Consider the following 16,801-nt stretch of genomic DNA (forward strand, 5'->3'; position numbering starts at 1 on the left):
CCGGGATCCGCGACGCCCGTTCCCGCGCTTCGGCCGCCCGGGGCAGCCCCCTGGCGCCCCGAACAGTCCCTGAATCCGTGTCCGCCGTTACTCGCCGCCGACCCAGAGGGCCGGCACGAAGCTGTAGCCGGCGCCGTCCCGGTCCACGTAACCGAGGGCCGGGAATTCGAGATGCGCGCCGGCGATGAAAGCCCGCTCGCTCGCCACCTCGTCCATGATCTTCTTGCGCGTCTCGCGCGCCTGGTCCCCGTCGACGTCGAAGCCCACGCCCGCCTGCGGGTTCTTGAACTGGATCGCCGGCAGGTGCACCACATCCGTCCACATCAGGAGCGACTGTCCACCGGAGACGATGCGGAAACCGCAATGGCCCGGCGTGTGGCCGGGCAGATGGACCGCCGTGATGCCGGGGAGCACCTCGCCGCCCCGGTGCTCACGCATCCGCTCGGCGTAGGGCGCCACCGCCTCGCGGGCGCCCTCGAAATACGGCCTGGCCGCATCCGGCGCACGCGACAGGGCCTCGTCCGGCAGCCAGTAAGCCGCCTCGTCGGCGTGCACCACGATCTCGGCATTCGGATACCGCGCCGCACCGTCCCTCACGAGCCCGCCCACATGATCGGGATGCAGGTGGGTGATCAGAACGGTCTCGATCTCCTCCGGCTTGACGCCTGTCAGCGCCAGGGCCGCCCCTGCCCGGCCGAGGGTCTCGGCTGGAGCCAGATCGCCGTAGCCCGTATCGATCAGGATCGGCTTGCGGCCGGCTCCGGTGACCAGGAACGCATTCAGCGTGATCTTGGGCTGCTCGGTGCGGAAACCCGCCACCTGGAGCTGCCCAGCCTCCGCCTTGGAGATCCCCGTGACGAGATCGAGGCTGGCCTGAAACCAGCCGTCGTTGAGCGCGGTGACCGTGAGGTCCCCGAGGTTCCAACGCAGCACGCCCGGAAGCGGCTTCGATCCCGTCATGAGCCTCTCCGTCAAAAGACTTCGATCAGACGCGACGGCGCTTGCGCGGCCGGCAGCCGTTGTGCGGGATCGAGGTAACGTCGCGGATCGAGGTCACCGTGAAGCCCGCGGCCTGGAGGGCGCGGAGCGCCGACTCGCGGCCCGAGCCCGGACCCGACACCTCGACCTCGAGGGTGCGCATGCCGTGCTCGGCGGCCTTGCGGCCGGCATCCTCGGCGGCGACCTGGGCGGCGTACGGGGTCGACTTGCGCGAGCCCTTGAAGCCCATGGCGCCCGCGGACGACCACGAGATCGTGTTGCCCTGCGCGTCCGTGATGGTGATCATCGTGTTGTTGAACGAGGCGTTCACGTGCGCGACGCCCGACACGATGTTCTTGCGCTCGCGGCGGCGGACGCGTTGCGGTTCCTTGGCCATCTGTTCTCACTCTTCCTTCAGGCGCGCCCGTAATGCCAGGCGCTCGGGATTCTTTTCGGGACTTGGCCGATCCGTCCGCAGAGTCCGGTCGAGCCAGTGCCGGGTCCGTTGGAGGACATCCGGCACGACGGCAAGGAGGCCGAGGGAAGCACGGCCTCCTGATCCGAAAGAATTACTTCTTCTTGCCGGCGATCGGCTTCGCCTTGCCCTTACGGGTGCGGGCGTTGGTGTGGGTGCGCTGGCCGCGGACCGGCAGCTGCTTGCGGTGACGCAGGCCGCGATAGGCGCCGAGATCCATCAGGCGCTTGATGTTCATCGAGACTTCGCGGCGCAGGTCGCCCTCGACCAGGTAGTCGCGGTCGATCGTCTCGCGGATCTGCAGAACCTCGGCGTCGGTCAGCTGGTTGACCCGGCGCTCGGCGGGGATGTTCACCTTCTGGGTGATCTCCTCGGCCTTCTTCGGGCCGATGCCGTGGATGTACTGGAGCGCGATGACGACGCGCTTGTTGGTCGGGATGTTGACGCCTGCGATACGGGCCACGATCACTCTCCATATGAAGCCCGGAAACCCGGGCCGGTGTTGCGCGCGTCCGGTGGAGGCCGGCCCCTGCGCGCGTCAAACGACGACGCGGCCCGTGGCGGCCCTGGACAGGGCACCTCGGACCATCGATCGGTTGGACGAAGGAGGGCCTGCTAGCGTGCTGCTTGCCCGATGTCAACGACCGTCGATCCGTCCATCGCGCTGCCATGCGTCGCACGCGGTATCAGCGGCGCCCATGAGAGGAGATCGGCGATGTCGATCCTGACCAGCGATGGTGCCACGCTGCGGGCCTTCGCCGATACGGTGCTGCGGGCGGCCGAGGAGAACCTCGACGAGGTGATTCCCGTGGCAATGGCCGTCATCGGCGGTGTGCTTGCGGAGGCTGAGCCGGGCTCCATCGAGCTTCAGACCGAGCATGACGGGCCGGCTTTGCTCTGGGCGACCTTCGCCGGGCACAGGATGGTGTTCCGCTACAATGTCATGACGGCAATGATCGAGCTGCGCGACGGTACCACAGGGGGTTACCCATCCCGTCTGTTCGGACGGCGCGCCCTCGAGACGGACATCGTCAACTTCTTCGGCGCCCTGCGCCGTGAAGGGCGCCTTTAGCGGATCGCGCGCCGGCGTCTCAGCGGAAGCGCTGGTTGCGATGCCGGCAATAGCCGCCCGTGTATTGGTAGCCCGCCGGACAGCGGCGGACGCAGGCGCCCGCCGCGAATTTGAGCGGCGGCCGACAGGCGTGCCGGAACCGCTTCTGCCCATACACGAAGGATTGGGCCGGACCTTGAGCGGCAACCGGCAGCGCCGGGAAAAGAACCGCCAGCAGGAGTGTCGTGGCTGCGGTGAGGCGGAGGGGCATGGCGCTTCCAATCGGAGATGCGCTCTCAATCCTCCCACCCTGCGTGAGGTTCAACCGGGCGCAGCCACCTGGCAGAGCCCGAGCCGATCGTCTCAGGAGGTGACACGCTCCTCGTGCGGCTCCAGCGCCGCCATCAGGTCGGCCGTCACCTTGTCGATCGGCTGCATGCCGTCGATGGTCTGAAGCAGGCCGGCCTTGGCGTAATAGGCGGAGAGCGGCGCCGTCTGGGCGCGGTAGGCCTCCAGGCGCTGCTTGAACACCTCCGGCGTGTCGTCCTTCCGCACGGCCTGGCCGCGGGCCAGAGTCTCGGCGGCACGCTTCTCGATTCGCCCGACGAGGGCGTTTTCGTCCACCTTCAACTCGATGACGGTAGAGAGCTTCAGGCCCTTGCTGGCCAGCATCTCGCCAAGAGCCTCGGCCTGCGCGACGGTGCGCGGGAAGCCGTCCAGGATGAAGCCGCGCCGGGCATCCGGCTCCTCGATCCGGTCGGCGACGATCCCGACCACGATCCGGTCCGAGACCAGGCCCCCCGATTCCATCACCGCCTTCGCCTCAAGACCGACCGGAGTGCCGGCGGCGACGGCCGCGCGCAGCATGTCGCCCGTGGAGAGCTGCGGGATGCCGAACCGCTGTACGATCCGCTCGGATTGCGTCCCCTTCCCCGCACCGGGCGGCCCGAGCAGAATGATACGCATGGCGTTGTCCTCGTCTGGCCCGACTCTGTCCAGGCTCAAGCGGCGGTGGCGAAGCCTCCCTGGCATCGCCGGGTTCGGGTTCTTCTAGCCAATCCGAAGCCGGGTGGCATCCGGGCCTTCGGGCCAGAGGCGGGAGTGTCCTTGGTGTCAGCCCGCCTCTGTAGCAGGCTCAGCGCCGGCGTTGCGTGGTCGAGGCGCCACGCAGCTTGGCCTTCTTCACCAAGCCCTCGTACTGGTGCGCCATCAGGTGCCCGTGGATCTGCGCCACCGTGTCCATTGTGACCGAGACCACGATGAGCAGCGAGGTGCCGCCGAAGCCCAGGCTCGCCGCTGCGTAGGAGGAGAGGATCTCCGGGCACAGGCACACGAAGGTCAGGTACAGGGCGCCGATCACGGTGATCCGGGTCAGCACCTTATCGATGAAGGCTGCGGTGCGCTCGCCGGGGCGGATGCCCGGAATGAAGCCGCCATGCTTCTTCAGGTTGTCGGCCGTCTCCTGCGGGTTGAAGACCACCGCGGTGTAGAAGAACGTGAAGAAGATGATCAGCGCCGCGTAGAGGGCCATGAACAGCGGCGTGCCGTGACCGAGATAGGCCGTGATGGTGCCGAGCCAGCCGGTGGTGCCGCCATTGGCCGAGAAGCTCGCGGCCGTCGCCGGCAGGAGCAGCAGCGAGGAGGCGAAGATCGGCGGGATGACGCCCGAGGTGTTGAGCTTGAGCGGCAGGAACGAGGTCTGGCCCTCGTACATGCGGTTGCCGACCTGGCGCTTCGGATAGTTTATCAGCAGCCGGCGCTGGGCGCGCTCCATGAACACGATGAAATAGACCAGGGCGACGGCGGCGACGGCCACGCCCAGGATGACCGCAGGCGACAGCGCGCCGGTTCGGCCGAGTTCCAGAGCGCCCGCGATCGCAACCGGAAGGTGGGCGACGATGCCGGCGAAGATGATCAGCGACGAGCCGTTGCCGATGCCGCGCGAGGTGATCTGTTCGCCGAGCCACATCAGGAACAGCGTGCCGCCGGTCAGCGTGATCACCGTCGAGGCCAGGAAGAACGGCCCCGGATCGATCGCGGCCGAGGAGCTCTGCAGGCCGATGGCGATGCCCCAGGACTGGACCAGCGCCAGCACCACCGTCAGGTAGCGGGTGTACTGGTTGATGACCTTGCGGCCGGACTCGCCCTCCTTCTTCAGCGCCTCCAGGCTCGGGATCACCGAGGTCAGGAGCTGCACGATGATGGAGGCCGAGATGTAGGGCATGATGTTCAGGGCGAAGATCGCCATGCGCTCAACGGCGCCGCCCGAGAACATGTTGAACAGGCCCAGCACGCCGCCCGACTGCTGCTGGAAGTTCCGGGCGAACTGGTCCGGATCGATGCCGGGGATCGGGATGTAGGTGCCCAGCCGGAACACCACGAGGGCGCCGAGCGTGAACCAGATGCGCTTCTTCAGCTCATCGGCCTTGGCGATCGCGCCGAAATTGAGATTGGCGGCAAGCTGCTCGGCGGCTGAGGCCATAAGCGTCGCGTCCTGGACATGTCGCCGGGCGAAGGGCGCCCGGATGAAACGAAAAACGGCGGCCCGCGTGGTCGCAGGGCCGCCGCTCGAAGGATCGGCTTATAGGGTGCGCGGAGCCCGTGCAACGGGTCCCCGCGTCGCTCCCGTCAGGCCGTGGCCGCCTCGCTGCCGCCGCGGGTGGAGGCACCCTGGCCGTAGACGACGCTGACCGAGCCACCGGCCTTCTCGACCGCCTCGACGGCGGACTTGGAGGCGCGGGTGACCTCGAAGCTGAGCTTCGCGGTGAGCTCGCCGACGCCGAGCAGCTTCACGCCGTCGCGGGGACGGGCGATGATGCCGGCGGCGACCAGGCTCTCCACCGTGACGGTGGCGGCCTTGTCGAGCTTGCCCGCGTCGACGGCCTCCTGGATCCGGCCGAGGTTCACCTCGTTCAGGTCCTGGGCGTAGAGGTTGTTGAAGCCGCGCTTCGGCAGGCGACGATGCAGCGGCATCTGACCGCCCTCGAAGCCCTTGATGGACACGCCGGTCCGGGCCTTCTGGCCCTTCACGCCGCGGCCCGCGGTCTTGCCCTTGCCGGAGCCGATGCCCCGGCCCACGCGCATCCGGTCCTTGGTGGCGCCGGGATTGTCGCTGATCTGGTTGAGCTTCATCGGGACCTCCTCACGCCACGTCGCCGTGGACGCGCACGAGGTGCGCAACCTTGCGGATCATGCCGCGCACGGAGGGGGTGTCCTCCAGCTCGGCCACGCGGTGGAGCTTGTTGAGCTTGAGGCCGATCAGCGTCTGGCGCTGGCTGGCCTCACGGCGGATCGGCGAGCCGATCTGCTCGACGCGGAGAGTCTTCTGTGCCATCGGACCCTCCCCTTACGCGACCGCGGCTTCGGACTGGTCGGCCGGGTCGGCGTCGCGGCGGCGGGCCTGGAGGCTCGACACCTTGATGCCGCGGCGGGCCGCCACGGAGCGCGGGCTGTCCTCGTTCTTGAGCGCCTCGAAGGTGGCGCGCACGAGGTTGTAGGGGTTCGACGAACCCAGCGACTTGGCGACGACGTCCTGCATGCCGAGCGTCTCGAACACGGCGCGCATCGGGCCGCCGGCGATGATGCCGGTACCCTGCGGGGCCGCGCGGAGGATCACCTTGCCGGCGCCGTGGCGGCCGTTGACGTCGTGGTGCAGCGTCCGGCCCTCGCGGAGCGACACGCGGATCAGACCGCGCTTGGCGGCCTCGGTCGCCTTGCGGATGGCCTCCGGCACCTCGCGGGCCTTGCCGTGGCCGAAGCCGACGCGGCCCTTCTGGTCGCCGACGACGACGAGGGCCGCGAAGCCGAAGCGACGGCCGCCCTTCACCACCTTGGCGACGCGGTTGATGTGGACGAGCTTGTCCACGAACTCGCTGTCGCGCTCCTCGCGATCCTCGCGGCGGCCGCGGCCCCCGCCTTCACGTTCACGTGCCATGTTGTCTACCTGTCCATCTCACTGACGCGGCCGGCGGGGCCGCTCGCTCGATCGGGTTTCGGATATGCCGGGCGAAGAGGATCCGCCCGGCCCGCCGTCGTGACTTAGAACTCCAGGCCACCCTCGCGAGCGGCCTCGGCCACGGCCTTGACGCGGCCGTGATAGATGTAGCCGGAGCGGTCGAAGATCACCTTCGTGACGCCCGCGGCCTTGGCGCGCTCGGCGACGAGCTTGCCCACCGCGGTCGCGGCGGCGACGTCGGCGCCGGTCTTGAGTTCGCCCTTGAGGGCCTTGTCGATCGACGAGGCCGAAGCCAGCGTCTTGCCGGCGACGTCGTCGATGACCTGCACGTAGATCTGCTTCGACGAGCGGAACACCGAGAGCCGCGGGCGGCCGTTGGCGGCGGCCCGCAGCGCGCGGCGGACGCGCGCCTTGCGGCGATCGAGGGCTTCGAGCTTGCGAGACATGATGCCCTCCTTACTTCTTCTTGCCTTCCTTGCGGAAGATGAACTCGCCCGCGTACTTCACGCCCTTGCCCTTGTAGGGCTCGGGTCCGCGGTAATCGCGGATCTCGGCGGCGACCTGACCGACCTGCTGGCGGTTGATCCCGGAGATCGTGATCTCGGTGGGCTTCGGGGTTGCGATCGTGATCCCGGCGGGGATCGCGTACTCGATGTCGTGGCTGTAGCCGAGCGACAGCTTGAGGGCCTTGCCGGCCATCGCGGCGCGATAGCCGACGCCGGTGATCTCGAGCTTCTTCTCGAAGCCCTTCGACACGCCCTCGGCGATGTTGGCGATCTGTGCCCGCGACGTGCCCCACAGGGAGCGCGCCGGCTTTGACTGGTTGACGGGCTGCACCTCGATGGCGCCGTCCTTCATCGCCACGTTGACGAGCGCGGGAACGACGAACGACAGCTCGCCCTTCGAGCCCTTCATCTTCACCGTCTGACCGGTGACCGTGGCGGTAACGCCGGCCGGCACGGGGACCGGCTTCTTGCCTACGCGAGACATGGGATAACCTCCTCCGTCCCGATCAGAACACGGTGCAGAGCACTTCACCGCCGACGTTGCGCTCGCGCGCCTCGTGGTCGGCCATGACGCCCTGCGGGGTGGAGACGATGGTGACGCCGAGGCCGTCGGCCACGTGCGGCAGCTCGCCGACCGACGAGTAGACCCGGCGGCCCGGCTTCGACACGCGTTTGATCTCGCGGATCACGGGGCGCCCGTCGTAGTACTTGAGCTCGATGGCGAACTCGGTGCGGCCGTTGCCGAGGTCCGTCGCCGCGTAGTCGCGGATGTAGCCCTCGGCCTTCAGGACGTCGAGGACGCTGGCGCGCAGGCGCGAGCCCGGCGTCTGGACGACGTTGCGACGGCGCAGTTGGCCATTGCGGATGCGGGTGAGCATGTCGCCCACGGGATCGTTAACCATGGGGACCTCCTTACCAGCTCGACTTGACCAGGCCGGGGATCAAGCCCCGGTTGCCAAGCTCGCGCAGCGCCACACGCGAGATGCCCATCTTGCGGTAGTAGGCGCGCGGACGGCCGGTCATGCCGCAGCGATTGCGGATGCGGGTGGCCGACGAGTTGCGCGGCAGTTCCGCGAGCTTGAGGCGCGCCTCGAAGCGCTCCTCCATCTCAAGGGCGTCGTTGTTGGCGATCTCGAGGAGCGCCTTTCGCTTGGCCGCGAAGCGCTTCACCAGCGCCTTGCGGGCCTCGTTCTTCTCGACTGAGCTTTTCTTCGACATGTCGTCTATCTCCGGTGTCCGCGTCTGAGACCCGAGGGTCTCACTGCCGGAACGGGAACTTGAAGGCGGCGAGCAGGGCCTTGGCCTCGGCATCGGTCTTGGCGGTGGTCGCCACGACGATGTCCATGCCCCAGGTCTGCTCGGCCTTGTCGTAGGAGATCTCCGGGAACACGAGGTGCTCCTTGAGACCCAGAGCGTAGTTGCCGCGGCCGTCGAACGAGCGCGGGTTCAGGCCGCGGAAGTCACGCACGCGCGGCAGCGCGATGGTGATCAGCCGGTCCATGAACTCGTACATGCGCTGCTTGCGCAGGGTCACCTTGCAGCCGATCGGCATGCCCTCGCGGACCTTGAAGGTCGCGATGGCCTTGCGGGCCCGGGTGATCACCGGCTTCTGGCCGGCGATCAGCGCGAGGTCGCCCGCAGCCACGGAGGCCTTCTTGGAGTCGGCGGTGGACTCGCCGACGCCCATGTTGATCACGATCTTCGTGATCTGCGGCACTTCCATGGGGTTCTTGTAACCGAACTGCTCGATGAGCTTCTGGCGAACCACCTCGTCGTAGTGCTTGCGCAGGCGCGGGGTGTAGGCGTTCTTGTCGGCCTCAGCCATCGATCTGATCCCCCGTGGTCTTGGCGAACCGGACCTTGCGCCCGTCTTCGAGGATGCGGAAACCCACGCGGGTCGGCTTGCCGTTGGCATCGGCCACCGCGATGTTCGAGAGCTGGATGGCGGCCTCCTTGGAGATGATGCCGCCTTCCTGGTTCTGCGTCTGCTTCTGGTGCTTCTTGACCAGGTTGATCCCGCGGACGAAGGCGCGGTTCTCCTTGGGCAGCACCTGGATGACCTCGCCGGAGCGACCTGCGTCGCGGCCGGTGAGGACGACGACCTTGTCGCCCTTCTTGATCTTGGCGGCCATTACAGCACCTCCGGCGCCAGCGAGATGATCTTCATGTGGTTGCGGGCGCGCAGCTCGCGCGGCACCGGCCCGAAGATGCGGGTGCCGATCGGCTCCTTCTGATTGTTGATCAGGACCGCGGCGTTCTTGTCGAAGCGGATGACCGAACCGTCGGGACGCTTCACGTCCTTGGCGGTGCGGACCACGACCGCCTTCATGACGTCGCCCTTCTTGACGCGACCGCGCGGGATCGCCTCCTTGACCGAGACGACGATCACGTCGCCCACCCCGGCGTACTTGCGCTTCGACCCGCCGAGAACTTTGATGCACATCACACGGCGTGCACCCGAGTTGTCGGCGACGTCCAGATTCGTCTGCATCTGGATCACGTGCGTGACTCCTTGTTTCAGGCGGGTTTCCGCACACGGGCGGTATTGCCCGGCGGACGACGCCTGATGGGGATCTGATGTCCCCGGCTCATGTAGTCGACCGCGCTGGCGGTGTCGGGAGACACCGGCGCGGTCACCGCGTTCACAGGGTGCGAGCACCCATCGGGAATGTCGCGAAGGCCGGGCGCATACTACGGGCAGCCCGCAATGGCAAGTCGGGCAGCGGGAAATCGCCGGTGCCGCCTGGGTGCGCCGACGCGGTCCGGCGCAGTGCTGTGGTCGCGGCGCCGCGGCGCGGCGGGTCGTTGCTGGCTCCCAGGCCGTGTTCGGCTCGCGCTCCATGCGCCGGCGAAGGGGTTGGTTGAAAACTTGACCCTTGCCTGGACAGGTGCAGCGGGGCGGAACCGACCTGGGACGCAGCACAGGCGTCGCCGCGCAGCGGCCCGACGAACAGCTTGGACCGGCGCGCCTGTCCGCGGGCCGGCCCTTGTCTCGCGAGAGCGCTGGGATCAGGCCGGCTGGCCGGCCGATTCGAACAGGAAACCGTCCAGGCTGGGAATCGTGACCGACGTGCCGCAGGCCGGCTTCGACAGGCGCCACGGCCGCTCGGGGCGGGCGCGAATCGCCTCGGAGGGACGCAGCCGCCGCATGAGACCTTCCTCGGTGATCTCCTCGATCGCCAGGAAGCCATAGACTTGGAGGCGTGACGCCGTGAGCTTCATCGCGCGGTCCTCCGCGGCGACGATCATGCTGCCGGTGGCGTAGACTGCGTCCAGGAGCGAGCGCTGCTCGCTGCGGCGGCGGTTGCGCGCCTCCCGCTCGCCCGGAGCCTGGGGGGGAACGGCCCGCCGGAACGGAACGACGTTGCTGACCGCGACGCAACCCATACGCAACATCCTTGACGCGAACCTGGGGCGGCGCGCCGGCCGCCCTGTGGTCGCGACAATTCGGTGGTTCGGTTTAATCTTCCGTAGACCCTGAGACTGCCTCCCTGCCCCGATCCGGTACGGAGCCCCGCGGCAACCCTGCAGGATTTGCCGCGTCCCGCGCGAGGCGGCGCGTTGCGCCGGCCGGACCGGCCGAGATCGGATCCTGGACGCCCGTCGGATCCCCGCGTCCGTCACGTCTCGAGGTCGAGAGCGGAGTGCCGGGGCAGTTGGGTTCTGCCGGTCCGGGCGGTGGCCCTACGCCGCGTTCGCCGTCATCCTTCGCCGCGTCCGCGCGAGCCGGGAAGCCAGCCAGTCGAGGGAGGCGCATAGGCCGGCATAGACCGCACCGACGAAGAGGAAGATCTCCGCCGGATAGACCATGGCGCGGTTGTTCACCTGCGCCGCCACGAACGAGAGTTCGGGCACGCCGATCACGTAAGCGAGCGACGTGTCCTTGATGAGCGCGGTCCACTGATTGACGAAGGACGGCACCATGGCCCGGAGCGCCTGCGGCAGAACGATGAAGCGCAGCGCCCGCCAGCGACCGAAGCCGAGCGCCAGGCCGGCCTCCCATTGGCCACGACCGATGCTCTCGATGCCGGCTGCCGCCACGTAGGAAAGATAGGCCCCGCCGACGAGCGACAGGACCGCCACCACGGTGCCGATCTCCGGCACCGATACGCCGAACAGGATCGGCAGCAGGAAATAGATCCAGAAGATCAGCATCACGATCGGCACGGCGCGGAAGAACCCGATCCCGAGCGTCAACGCCGCCCGGGCCAACCCTGCACTCATCGCGAGCCCGATTCCGAGGACGAGCCCGAGCACGGCCGAGGCGAGTCCGGACAGGCCGGAGAGAATCAGCGTTAGCGCCAGCCCAGCGACCGGGCCATCGGGCCAGCCGCCGAACAGCAGGTAGCCGAGATTGTCGCCGATGACCGCGAGGTTCATCGGCGCGACCTCAAGGGTGCAACGTGACGGGCCGCAGCCTGGCCCGCCGCCTCCACCAGCGCGATCGCACCGACATAGAGAAGCGTGGCGATGCCGAAGGCCTGGAAGGCCTGGAACGTCTCGGTCTCCACCTGCCGCGAAGCATAGGACAGCTCGGCGAGGCCGATCGTCATGGTCAGGGACGTGTTCTTGATCGTGTTGAGATACTGGCCGACGATCGGCAGCCAGGCAACCCGCAGAGCCTGCGGCAGCACGATGTGGCGGAACGCCTGGATCGGTGTCAGTCCCAGGGCGAGGGCCGCCTCATGCTGGGCGGGCCGGACGCCATTGATCCCGGCCCGGCCCTCCTCGGCAATGTAGGCGGCGGCATAGAGCGTCAGCCCGAAGAAGCCGGCGAGCGTCTCGTATGCAGGCCAGCGCAGGGCTCCGAAGCGCAAGCCGACGGCGTGGGGCGCGTTCAGCCATGCCGTCACCCCGCTCGGTAGCAGAGCGGCGACCGCGAAGTACCAGATGAAGAGCTGCACCAGCAGCGGCGCGTTGCGCACGAGGCCGATGCAACCGGCCACGACGCGCCCTGCCAGCGGGCCGCCCACTTCGCGCAGGCAGCACGCCGAGAGGCCCAGTGCCGTGCCGGCGAGGCAGACGGCGGCCGACAGGGCGAGGGTGACCCCGAATCCCTGAAGCAACCAAACCAGATAACGCGGCGCGAGGAGATCGCCGAACAGCGCGGACACCCGGGCCGCTCCGGATCGTCTAGCTGTGGTCTCCGATTCGGAACAGGCGCGGCAGCGGCTGGTCCGTGTTCGGGCCGAACCAGCGGTCGTAGATCGCGGCCGCCTTACCGGCCGCCTCAAGCTCCCGCAGGGTCTCGTTCACGACGTCGCGCAGCCGCGTCTCGCCCTTGGGAATGCCGACACCGATATAGTCGTTGGAGATGCTGAAGGGCGGGATCTCGTAGTTCTGCCGGTCGGGCACCTTCGCCAGCAGCCCGACGAGCTTCGGCCCGTCCTGCGTGATGGCCTGGACGTTGCCGTTGCGCAGGGCCGTGAAGGCGAAGGGCGTGTCGTCGAAGGCAACCACGACGGCCTTCGGGAAGTCGCGGCGCAGGACGACCTCGTTGGTGGTGCCCTTGTCGGCGCCGATGCGGAGCCCGTTCAGCTGCTCGGGCGACGACAAGGTGCCCTTCTTGGCCAAGAACTGCTGGCCGGAGGCGAAATACGGGATGCTGAAATCGAGCTGCTTGGCCCGCTCCTCCGTAATGGTGAAGTTCGCCAGCACCAGATCGACCTTGCCGGAAGTGAGAAGGGGAATCCGATTCGCCGGGTTGGTGGGCCGCACGTCCAGCTTCACCCCGATCCTGTCGGCGACGGCCTGCGCATAATCGACATCGAGCCCTGCGATCTTCTTGGTGACCGGATCGACGAAGCCGAAAGGCGGGTTGCTGTCGAAGGCGGCGACTCGGAGCACGCCGGCTTTTTGAATGTCGTCGAGACGGTCGGCCTGGGCGGCGCCCACCGACAGGAGGGTTGCGAGGGCGAAGGCGAAAAGGCGGCGCACGCGTACCTCCATCAGACAGGTTGGCGGCCGACCAAGCCCGCCTAGAACGGAGCGGATGCCGACCAAGGGTAGACCGCAGAATATCAAAGTATGTGATCTTCAAGTCCGAAGAAAGAAGCGGTAAAAATCGTTAATAACAGAGTTATTCCAGCGGCCGTTATCATGATCGCCTGCCGGGCGGAAGAATGGCAACAGATTAAAATTTCGTTTTTGCTCGCCTGCTGCGGAGTTCGCTCCAGGAATGCTGAGAAGGACGCAGTGGATCTTCCTTGTGTGCCCCTGTCGGGCTCGGACGGTGCTGCCCGCCTGCAGGGCAGCGGGGGACACGGGCGGCCATGCGTGGCCACGCGGCTTCTGCCCCGATTCGCTCGAACGTCGGCGCCCTGAGCCTCTTCTGAACCGCTGGCCGGCGCCGCGACCTAGGGCCGGACGCTGCCAGTGCGGAAGCGCCGTCGCTCGCGCCTGCCCGCCTGTGCACCTTGACCGATCCTTAACCTCCGGCCGGGCGCAGTTTTCTGCCGCAGACGCATTGACCTGCGCGGAAACCGCGTCTAGAAGCGCGCCACTTCGGACGGCCATCGGCTGCCGACGGCCCTTGGGCATACCCCCGGAAGCCGCCGCCATCGCCCCGAGCGCTCCGAGGGTTCAAATCGCCTGACGTGTAAGTCAGATCCGTAGGTACGAGCGCGTTCGTTTCGGGCGTGCTCCTCTGCCCACACCGCGCCGAGGGTCCGTGACTGGCCCTCCGGCGCATATTCGCTTTGCGGGCTGCCCTGTGCAGTCCGGCCTAGGTGACCGAGGAAGAGGGCACAGGATGCCGACGATCAACCAGCTGATCGCCCAGCCGCGGAAGATCCAGCGGAGCCGCAATAAGGTTCCGGCGCTCGACGCTTGCCCGCAGAAGCGCGGCGTCTGCACCCGCGTCTACACGACGACTCCGAAGAAGCCGAACTCGGCGCTCCGTAAGGTCGCCAAGGTGCGCCTCACCAACGGCTTCGAGGTGATCGGCTACATCCCGGGCGAGGGTCACAACCTTCAGGAGCACTCCGTGGTCATGATCCGCGGCGGCCGCGTGAAGGACCTTCCGGGCGTGCGCTACCACATCCTGCGCGGCGTGCTCGACACGCAGGGCGTCAAGAACCGCAAGCAGCGCCGCTCGAAGTACGGCGCCAAGCGTCCGAAGTAAGTTCGGGGCCCGGGTTTTCCGGGCGCCGCCAAGCGTTTCCACGGCCCTGTCAAGGATGCCGCCGGCCTTCGGGCTCAGGTGGCCTGCGCGGGGTGCTTAAGACCATATTGTTCGAGAGCTGAAGCCAATGTCCCGTCGTCACTCTGCCGAGAAGCGTGAGATCATCCCGGACCCGAAATACGGGGACGTGGTGCTGACGAAGTTCATGAACTCCATCATGTACGAGGGCAAGAAGTCGACCGCCGAGCGGATCGTCTACGGCGCCTTCGACATCGTCGAGAATCGCGCCCGCGCCAACCCAATCGAGGTGTTCCGCGCCGCCCTCGACAACGTCGCACCGATGATCGAGGTCCGCTCCCGCCGCGTCGGCGGCGCGACCTACCAGGTCCCCGTCGAGGTGCGCACCGAGCGCCGCCAGGCCCTGGCCATCCGCTGGCTGATCCAGGCCGCCCGCGCCCGGAACGACCGCACCATGATCGAGCGTCTCTCCGCCGAGCTGCTCGACGCCGCCAACAACCGCGGCAACGCCGTCAAGAAGCGCGAAGACACGCACCGGATGGCGGAAGCCAACCGCGCCTTCTCGCACTACCGCTGGTAAGCGGTTCCGCCGTCTCTCAGGAGCAATTCGATGCCCCGCACGCACGCGATCGAGGACTACCGCAACTTCGGCATCATGGCCCACATCGATGCCGGCAAGACCACGACGACCGAGCGGATCCTCTACTACACCGGAAAGTCCCACAAGATCGGCGAGGTCCATGAGGGCGCCGCCACCATGGACTGGATGGAGCAGGAGCAGGAGCGTGGCATCACGATCACCTCGGCTGCGACCACCTGCTTCTGGCGCGACAAGCGCCTGAACATCATCGACACCCCCGGCCACGTGGACTTCACCATCGAGGTGGAGCGCTCGCTGCGCGTTCTCGACGGCGCCGTATGCGTGCTCGACGGCAACCAGGGTGTCGAGCCGCAGACCGAAACGGTATGGCGCCAGGCCGACAAGTACGACGTGCCGCGCGTCGTGTTCGTCAACAAGATGGACAAGATCGGCGCCGACTTCTTCAAGTGCGTTGCCGACATCGTCGACCGCGTGGCAGGCAAGCCGGTCTGCCTGCAGCTGCCGATCGGGGCTGAGTCCAACTTCCAGGGCGTAATCGACCTCATCAAGATGAAGGCGATCGTCTGGTCGGGCGAGGCGCTCGGCGCCAACTTCGACGAGGTCGAGATCCCGGCCGACCTCAAGGACCAGGCGGTCGAGTACCGCACCAAGCTGGTCGAGGCCTGCGTCGAGCTCGACGACGACGCCATGGCCGCCTACCTCGACGGCACCGAGCCGGACGAGGCCCAGATGCGCGCCCTGGTGCGTAAGGCCGTGCAGCTGCGCGCCTTCCATCCGGTCCTCTGCGGTTCGGCGTTCAAGAACAAGGGCGTGCAGCCGCTCCTCGACGCCGTCGTGGACTACCTGCCCTCCCCCGCCGACCGTGGCGAGATCAAGGGCATCGACTTCAAGACCGAGGAAGAGACCGTCCGCCATCCGTCGGATTCGGATCCCTTCTCCATGCTCGCCTTCAAGATCATGGACGATCCCCACGTCGGTACCATCACCTTCTGTCGCGTGTACTCGGGCAAGGTCGAGTCGGGCGCCAACGTGCTCAACTCCTCGCGCGACAAGAAGGAACGCGTCGGCCGCATGCTGCTGATGCATGCCAACAACCGCGAAGACATTAAGGAGGCCTATGCGGGCGACATCGTCGCCCTGGCCGGCCTTAAGGAGACCCGCACCGGCGACACCCTTTGCGACTCGCAGAAGGCCGTCATCCTCGAGAAGATGGAGTTCCCGGAGCCGGTGATCGAGATCGCCGTCGAGCCGAAGTCGAAGGCCGACCAGGAGAAGCTCGGCATCGCGCTCTCGAAGCTCGCCGCCGAGGATCCGTCCTTCCGGGTCTCGACCGACCAGGAGTCGGGCCAGACCATCCTCAAGGGGATGGGCGAGCTCCACCTGGACATCAAGGTCGACATCCTGCGCCGCACCTACAAGGTCGACGCGAATATCGGCCAGCCGCAGGTGGCCTACCGCGAGAAGCTGACCCGCCGTCAGGAGATCGACTACACCCACAAGAAGCAGACCGGCGGTACCGGCCAGTTTGCCCGCGTGAAGTTCGTGGTCGAGCCGAACGAGCCGGGCGCCGGCTTCGCCTTCGAGTCGAAGATCGTCGGCGGCGCGGTGCCGAAGGAGTACATCCCGGGCGTCGAGAAGGGCCTCAACTCGGTCCTCGGCGCGGGCGTGCTCGCCGGTTTCCCGGTGGTCGACGTCAAGGTCGAGCTGATCGACGGCGCCTACCACGACGTCGACTCGTCGGCTCTGGCCTTCGAGATCGCCTCCCGCGCTGCCTTCCGTGAGGCGCTGCAGAAGGGCGGCTCGGTCCTGCTCGAGCCGGTGATGAAGGTCGAGGTCGTCTCGCCGGAAGAGTATACCGGCTCGGTCATCGGCGACCTGAACTCCCGCCGCGGCCAGATCCAGGGCCAGGACATGCGCGGCAACGCCAACGTCATCAACGCGATGGTGCCGCTGGCCAATATGTTCGGCTACGTGAACAACCTGCGCTCCATGTCGCAGGGCCGGGCGAACTTCACGATGCAGTTCGACCATTACGAAGAGGTGCCGCGCGGCGAGGCCGACAAGGTCATCGCCAAGTACGCCTAAGCATCTCTC

At 67.4% G+C, this 16,801-nt stretch carries 24 protein-coding genes; 4 read left to right on the forward strand and 20 right to left on the reverse strand.

The genetic code is table 11. The annotated features are described in order from the left end of the window. Positions 1–87: 87 nt before the first annotated feature. From ACYCO6_RS20500 to rpsM, 3 genes are all read right to left on the reverse strand, one after another. Positions 88–960 (reverse strand): MBL fold metallo-hydrolase, encoded by an 873-nt coding sequence (locus tag ACYCO6_RS20500; protein WP_459762742.1) that lies wholly within the window; start codon positions 958–960, stop codon positions 88–90. Between the two features lie 25 nt (positions 961–985). Continuing rightward, entirely contained in the window at positions 986–1,375 is a 390-nt protein-coding gene (rpsK, locus tag ACYCO6_RS20505) for a 30S ribosomal protein S11 (protein ID WP_010686167.1), read from the reverse strand. A gap of 172 nt (positions 1,376–1,547) precedes the next feature. Beyond that, the gene (gene rpsM, locus ACYCO6_RS20510) at positions 1,548–1,916 is read right to left on the reverse strand and encodes a 30S ribosomal protein S13 (RefSeq protein WP_459762745.1); all 369 of its coding nucleotides are present in this window, start codon (positions 1,914–1,916) and stop codon (positions 1,548–1,550) included. A 252-nt stretch (positions 1,917–2,168) separates the two neighbouring features. Here rpsM and ACYCO6_RS20515 point away from each other — a divergent pair, with 252 nt between their 5' ends. Further along, positions 2,169–2,525: a hypothetical protein gene (locus ACYCO6_RS20515; protein WP_459762747.1), complete on the forward strand. Its 357-nt coding sequence runs from the start codon at positions 2,169–2,171 to the stop codon at positions 2,523–2,525. Positions 2,526–2,544: 19 nt separating this feature from the next. Here ACYCO6_RS20515 and ACYCO6_RS20520 read toward each other — a convergent pair whose 3' ends face one another. The 17 genes from ACYCO6_RS20520 to ACYCO6_RS20600 form a co-directional block, all read right to left on the reverse strand. Continuing rightward, the gene (locus ACYCO6_RS20520) at positions 2,545–2,775 is read right to left on the reverse strand and encodes a hypothetical protein (RefSeq protein ID WP_459762749.1); all 231 of its coding nucleotides are present in this window, start codon (positions 2,773–2,775) and stop codon (positions 2,545–2,547) included. A 92-nt stretch (positions 2,776–2,867) separates the two neighbouring features. Further along, a complete protein-coding gene (locus ACYCO6_RS20525) occupies positions 2,868–3,470 on the reverse strand; it encodes an adenylate kinase (protein ID WP_459762751.1) in 603 nt (200 codons plus the stop codon). A gap of 169 nt (positions 3,471–3,639) precedes the next feature. Then, positions 3,640–4,986, reverse strand: a complete 1,347-nt coding sequence (secY, locus tag ACYCO6_RS20530; RefSeq protein ID WP_459762753.1) for a preprotein translocase subunit SecY — start codon at positions 4,984–4,986, stop codon at positions 3,640–3,642. 146 nt (positions 4,987–5,132) lie between these two features. Beyond that, a complete protein-coding gene (gene rplO / locus ACYCO6_RS20535) occupies positions 5,133–5,636 on the reverse strand; it encodes a 50S ribosomal protein L15 (RefSeq protein WP_459762755.1) in 504 nt (167 codons plus the stop codon). A 10-nt stretch (positions 5,637–5,646) separates the two neighbouring features. Next, on the reverse strand, positions 5,647–5,838 hold the full coding sequence (gene rpmD, locus ACYCO6_RS20540) for a 50S ribosomal protein L30 (protein ID WP_459762757.1): 192 nt from the start codon (positions 5,836–5,838) through the stop codon (positions 5,647–5,649). Positions 5,839–5,850: 12 nt separating this feature from the next. Continuing rightward, positions 5,851–6,438 (reverse strand): 30S ribosomal protein S5, encoded by a 588-nt coding sequence (gene rpsE, locus ACYCO6_RS20545; RefSeq protein WP_010686175.1) that lies wholly within the window; start codon positions 6,436–6,438, stop codon positions 5,851–5,853. 104 nt (positions 6,439–6,542) lie between these two features. Then, positions 6,543–6,905 carry a 50S ribosomal protein L18 gene (rplR, locus tag ACYCO6_RS20550; protein WP_012319174.1) on the reverse strand — a complete coding sequence of 121 codons (363 nt, stop codon included), beginning with the start codon at positions 6,903–6,905 and terminating at the stop codon, positions 6,543–6,545. A gap of 10 nt (positions 6,906–6,915) precedes the next feature. Then, on the reverse strand, positions 6,916–7,449 hold the full coding sequence (gene rplF / locus ACYCO6_RS20555; RefSeq protein WP_447694478.1) for a 50S ribosomal protein L6: 534 nt from the start codon (positions 7,447–7,449) through the stop codon (positions 6,916–6,918). 22 nt (positions 7,450–7,471) lie between these two features. Next, entirely contained in the window at positions 7,472–7,867 is a 396-nt protein-coding gene (gene rpsH, locus ACYCO6_RS20560; protein ID WP_012319176.1) for a 30S ribosomal protein S8, read from the reverse strand. 10 nt (positions 7,868–7,877) lie between these two features. Beyond that, positions 7,878–8,183 (reverse strand): 30S ribosomal protein S14, encoded by a 306-nt coding sequence (gene rpsN, locus ACYCO6_RS20565; protein ID WP_010686179.1) that lies wholly within the window; start codon positions 8,181–8,183, stop codon positions 7,878–7,880. Between the two features lie 40 nt (positions 8,184–8,223). Next, positions 8,224–8,790 carry a 50S ribosomal protein L5 gene (gene rplE, locus ACYCO6_RS20570; protein WP_459762762.1) on the reverse strand — a complete coding sequence of 189 codons (567 nt, stop codon included), beginning with the start codon at positions 8,788–8,790 and terminating at the stop codon, positions 8,224–8,226. Beyond that, positions 8,783–9,097: a 50S ribosomal protein L24 gene (gene rplX / locus ACYCO6_RS20575; RefSeq protein WP_459762764.1), complete on the reverse strand. Its 315-nt coding sequence runs from the start codon at positions 9,095–9,097 to the stop codon at positions 8,783–8,785. The genes rplE and rplX overlap by 8 nt, the downstream gene beginning before the upstream one ends. Beyond that, complete coding sequence (rplN, locus tag ACYCO6_RS20580) at positions 9,097–9,465, reverse strand: 50S ribosomal protein L14 (RefSeq protein WP_305527278.1); 369 nt, start codon at positions 9,463–9,465, stop codon at positions 9,097–9,099. The genes rplX and rplN overlap by 1 nt, the downstream gene beginning before the upstream one ends. Positions 9,466–9,974: 509 nt before the next feature. After that, the gene (locus ACYCO6_RS20585; RefSeq protein ID WP_459762766.1) at positions 9,975–10,352 is read right to left on the reverse strand and encodes a hypothetical protein; all 378 of its coding nucleotides are present in this window, start codon (positions 10,350–10,352) and stop codon (positions 9,975–9,977) included. A 297-nt stretch (positions 10,353–10,649) separates the two neighbouring features. Further along, positions 10,650–11,345 (reverse strand): amino acid ABC transporter permease, encoded by a 696-nt coding sequence (locus ACYCO6_RS20590; protein WP_459762768.1) that lies wholly within the window; start codon positions 11,343–11,345, stop codon positions 10,650–10,652. Continuing rightward, on the reverse strand, positions 11,342–12,079 hold the full coding sequence (locus tag ACYCO6_RS20595) for an amino acid ABC transporter permease (protein ID WP_459762770.1): 738 nt from the start codon (positions 12,077–12,079) through the stop codon (positions 11,342–11,344). The genes ACYCO6_RS20590 and ACYCO6_RS20595 overlap by 4 nt, the downstream gene beginning before the upstream one ends. Before the next feature lie 19 nt (positions 12,080–12,098). Further along, the gene (locus tag ACYCO6_RS20600; RefSeq protein ID WP_459762772.1) at positions 12,099–12,902 is read right to left on the reverse strand and encodes an ABC transporter substrate-binding protein; all 804 of its coding nucleotides are present in this window, start codon (positions 12,900–12,902) and stop codon (positions 12,099–12,101) included. Between the two features lie 814 nt (positions 12,903–13,716). Between ACYCO6_RS20600 and rpsL the strand changes: the two genes are divergently transcribed. From rpsL to fusA, 3 genes are all read left to right on the forward strand, one after another. Continuing rightward, positions 13,717–14,088, forward strand: a complete 372-nt coding sequence (rpsL, locus tag ACYCO6_RS20605; protein WP_007557568.1) for a 30S ribosomal protein S12 — start codon at positions 13,717–13,719, stop codon at positions 14,086–14,088. Positions 14,089–14,215: 127 nt separating this feature from the next. After that, positions 14,216–14,686 (forward strand): 30S ribosomal protein S7, encoded by a 471-nt coding sequence (gene rpsG, locus ACYCO6_RS20610; RefSeq protein WP_459762775.1) that lies wholly within the window; start codon positions 14,216–14,218, stop codon positions 14,684–14,686. 30 nt (positions 14,687–14,716) lie between these two features. Beyond that, the gene (gene fusA / locus ACYCO6_RS20615) at positions 14,717–16,792 is read left to right on the forward strand and encodes an elongation factor G (RefSeq protein WP_459762777.1); all 2,076 of its coding nucleotides are present in this window, start codon (positions 14,717–14,719) and stop codon (positions 16,790–16,792) included. Positions 16,793–16,801 lie beyond the last annotated feature (9 nt).

This window comes from Methylobacterium sp. CM6257 (assembly GCF_054611515.1).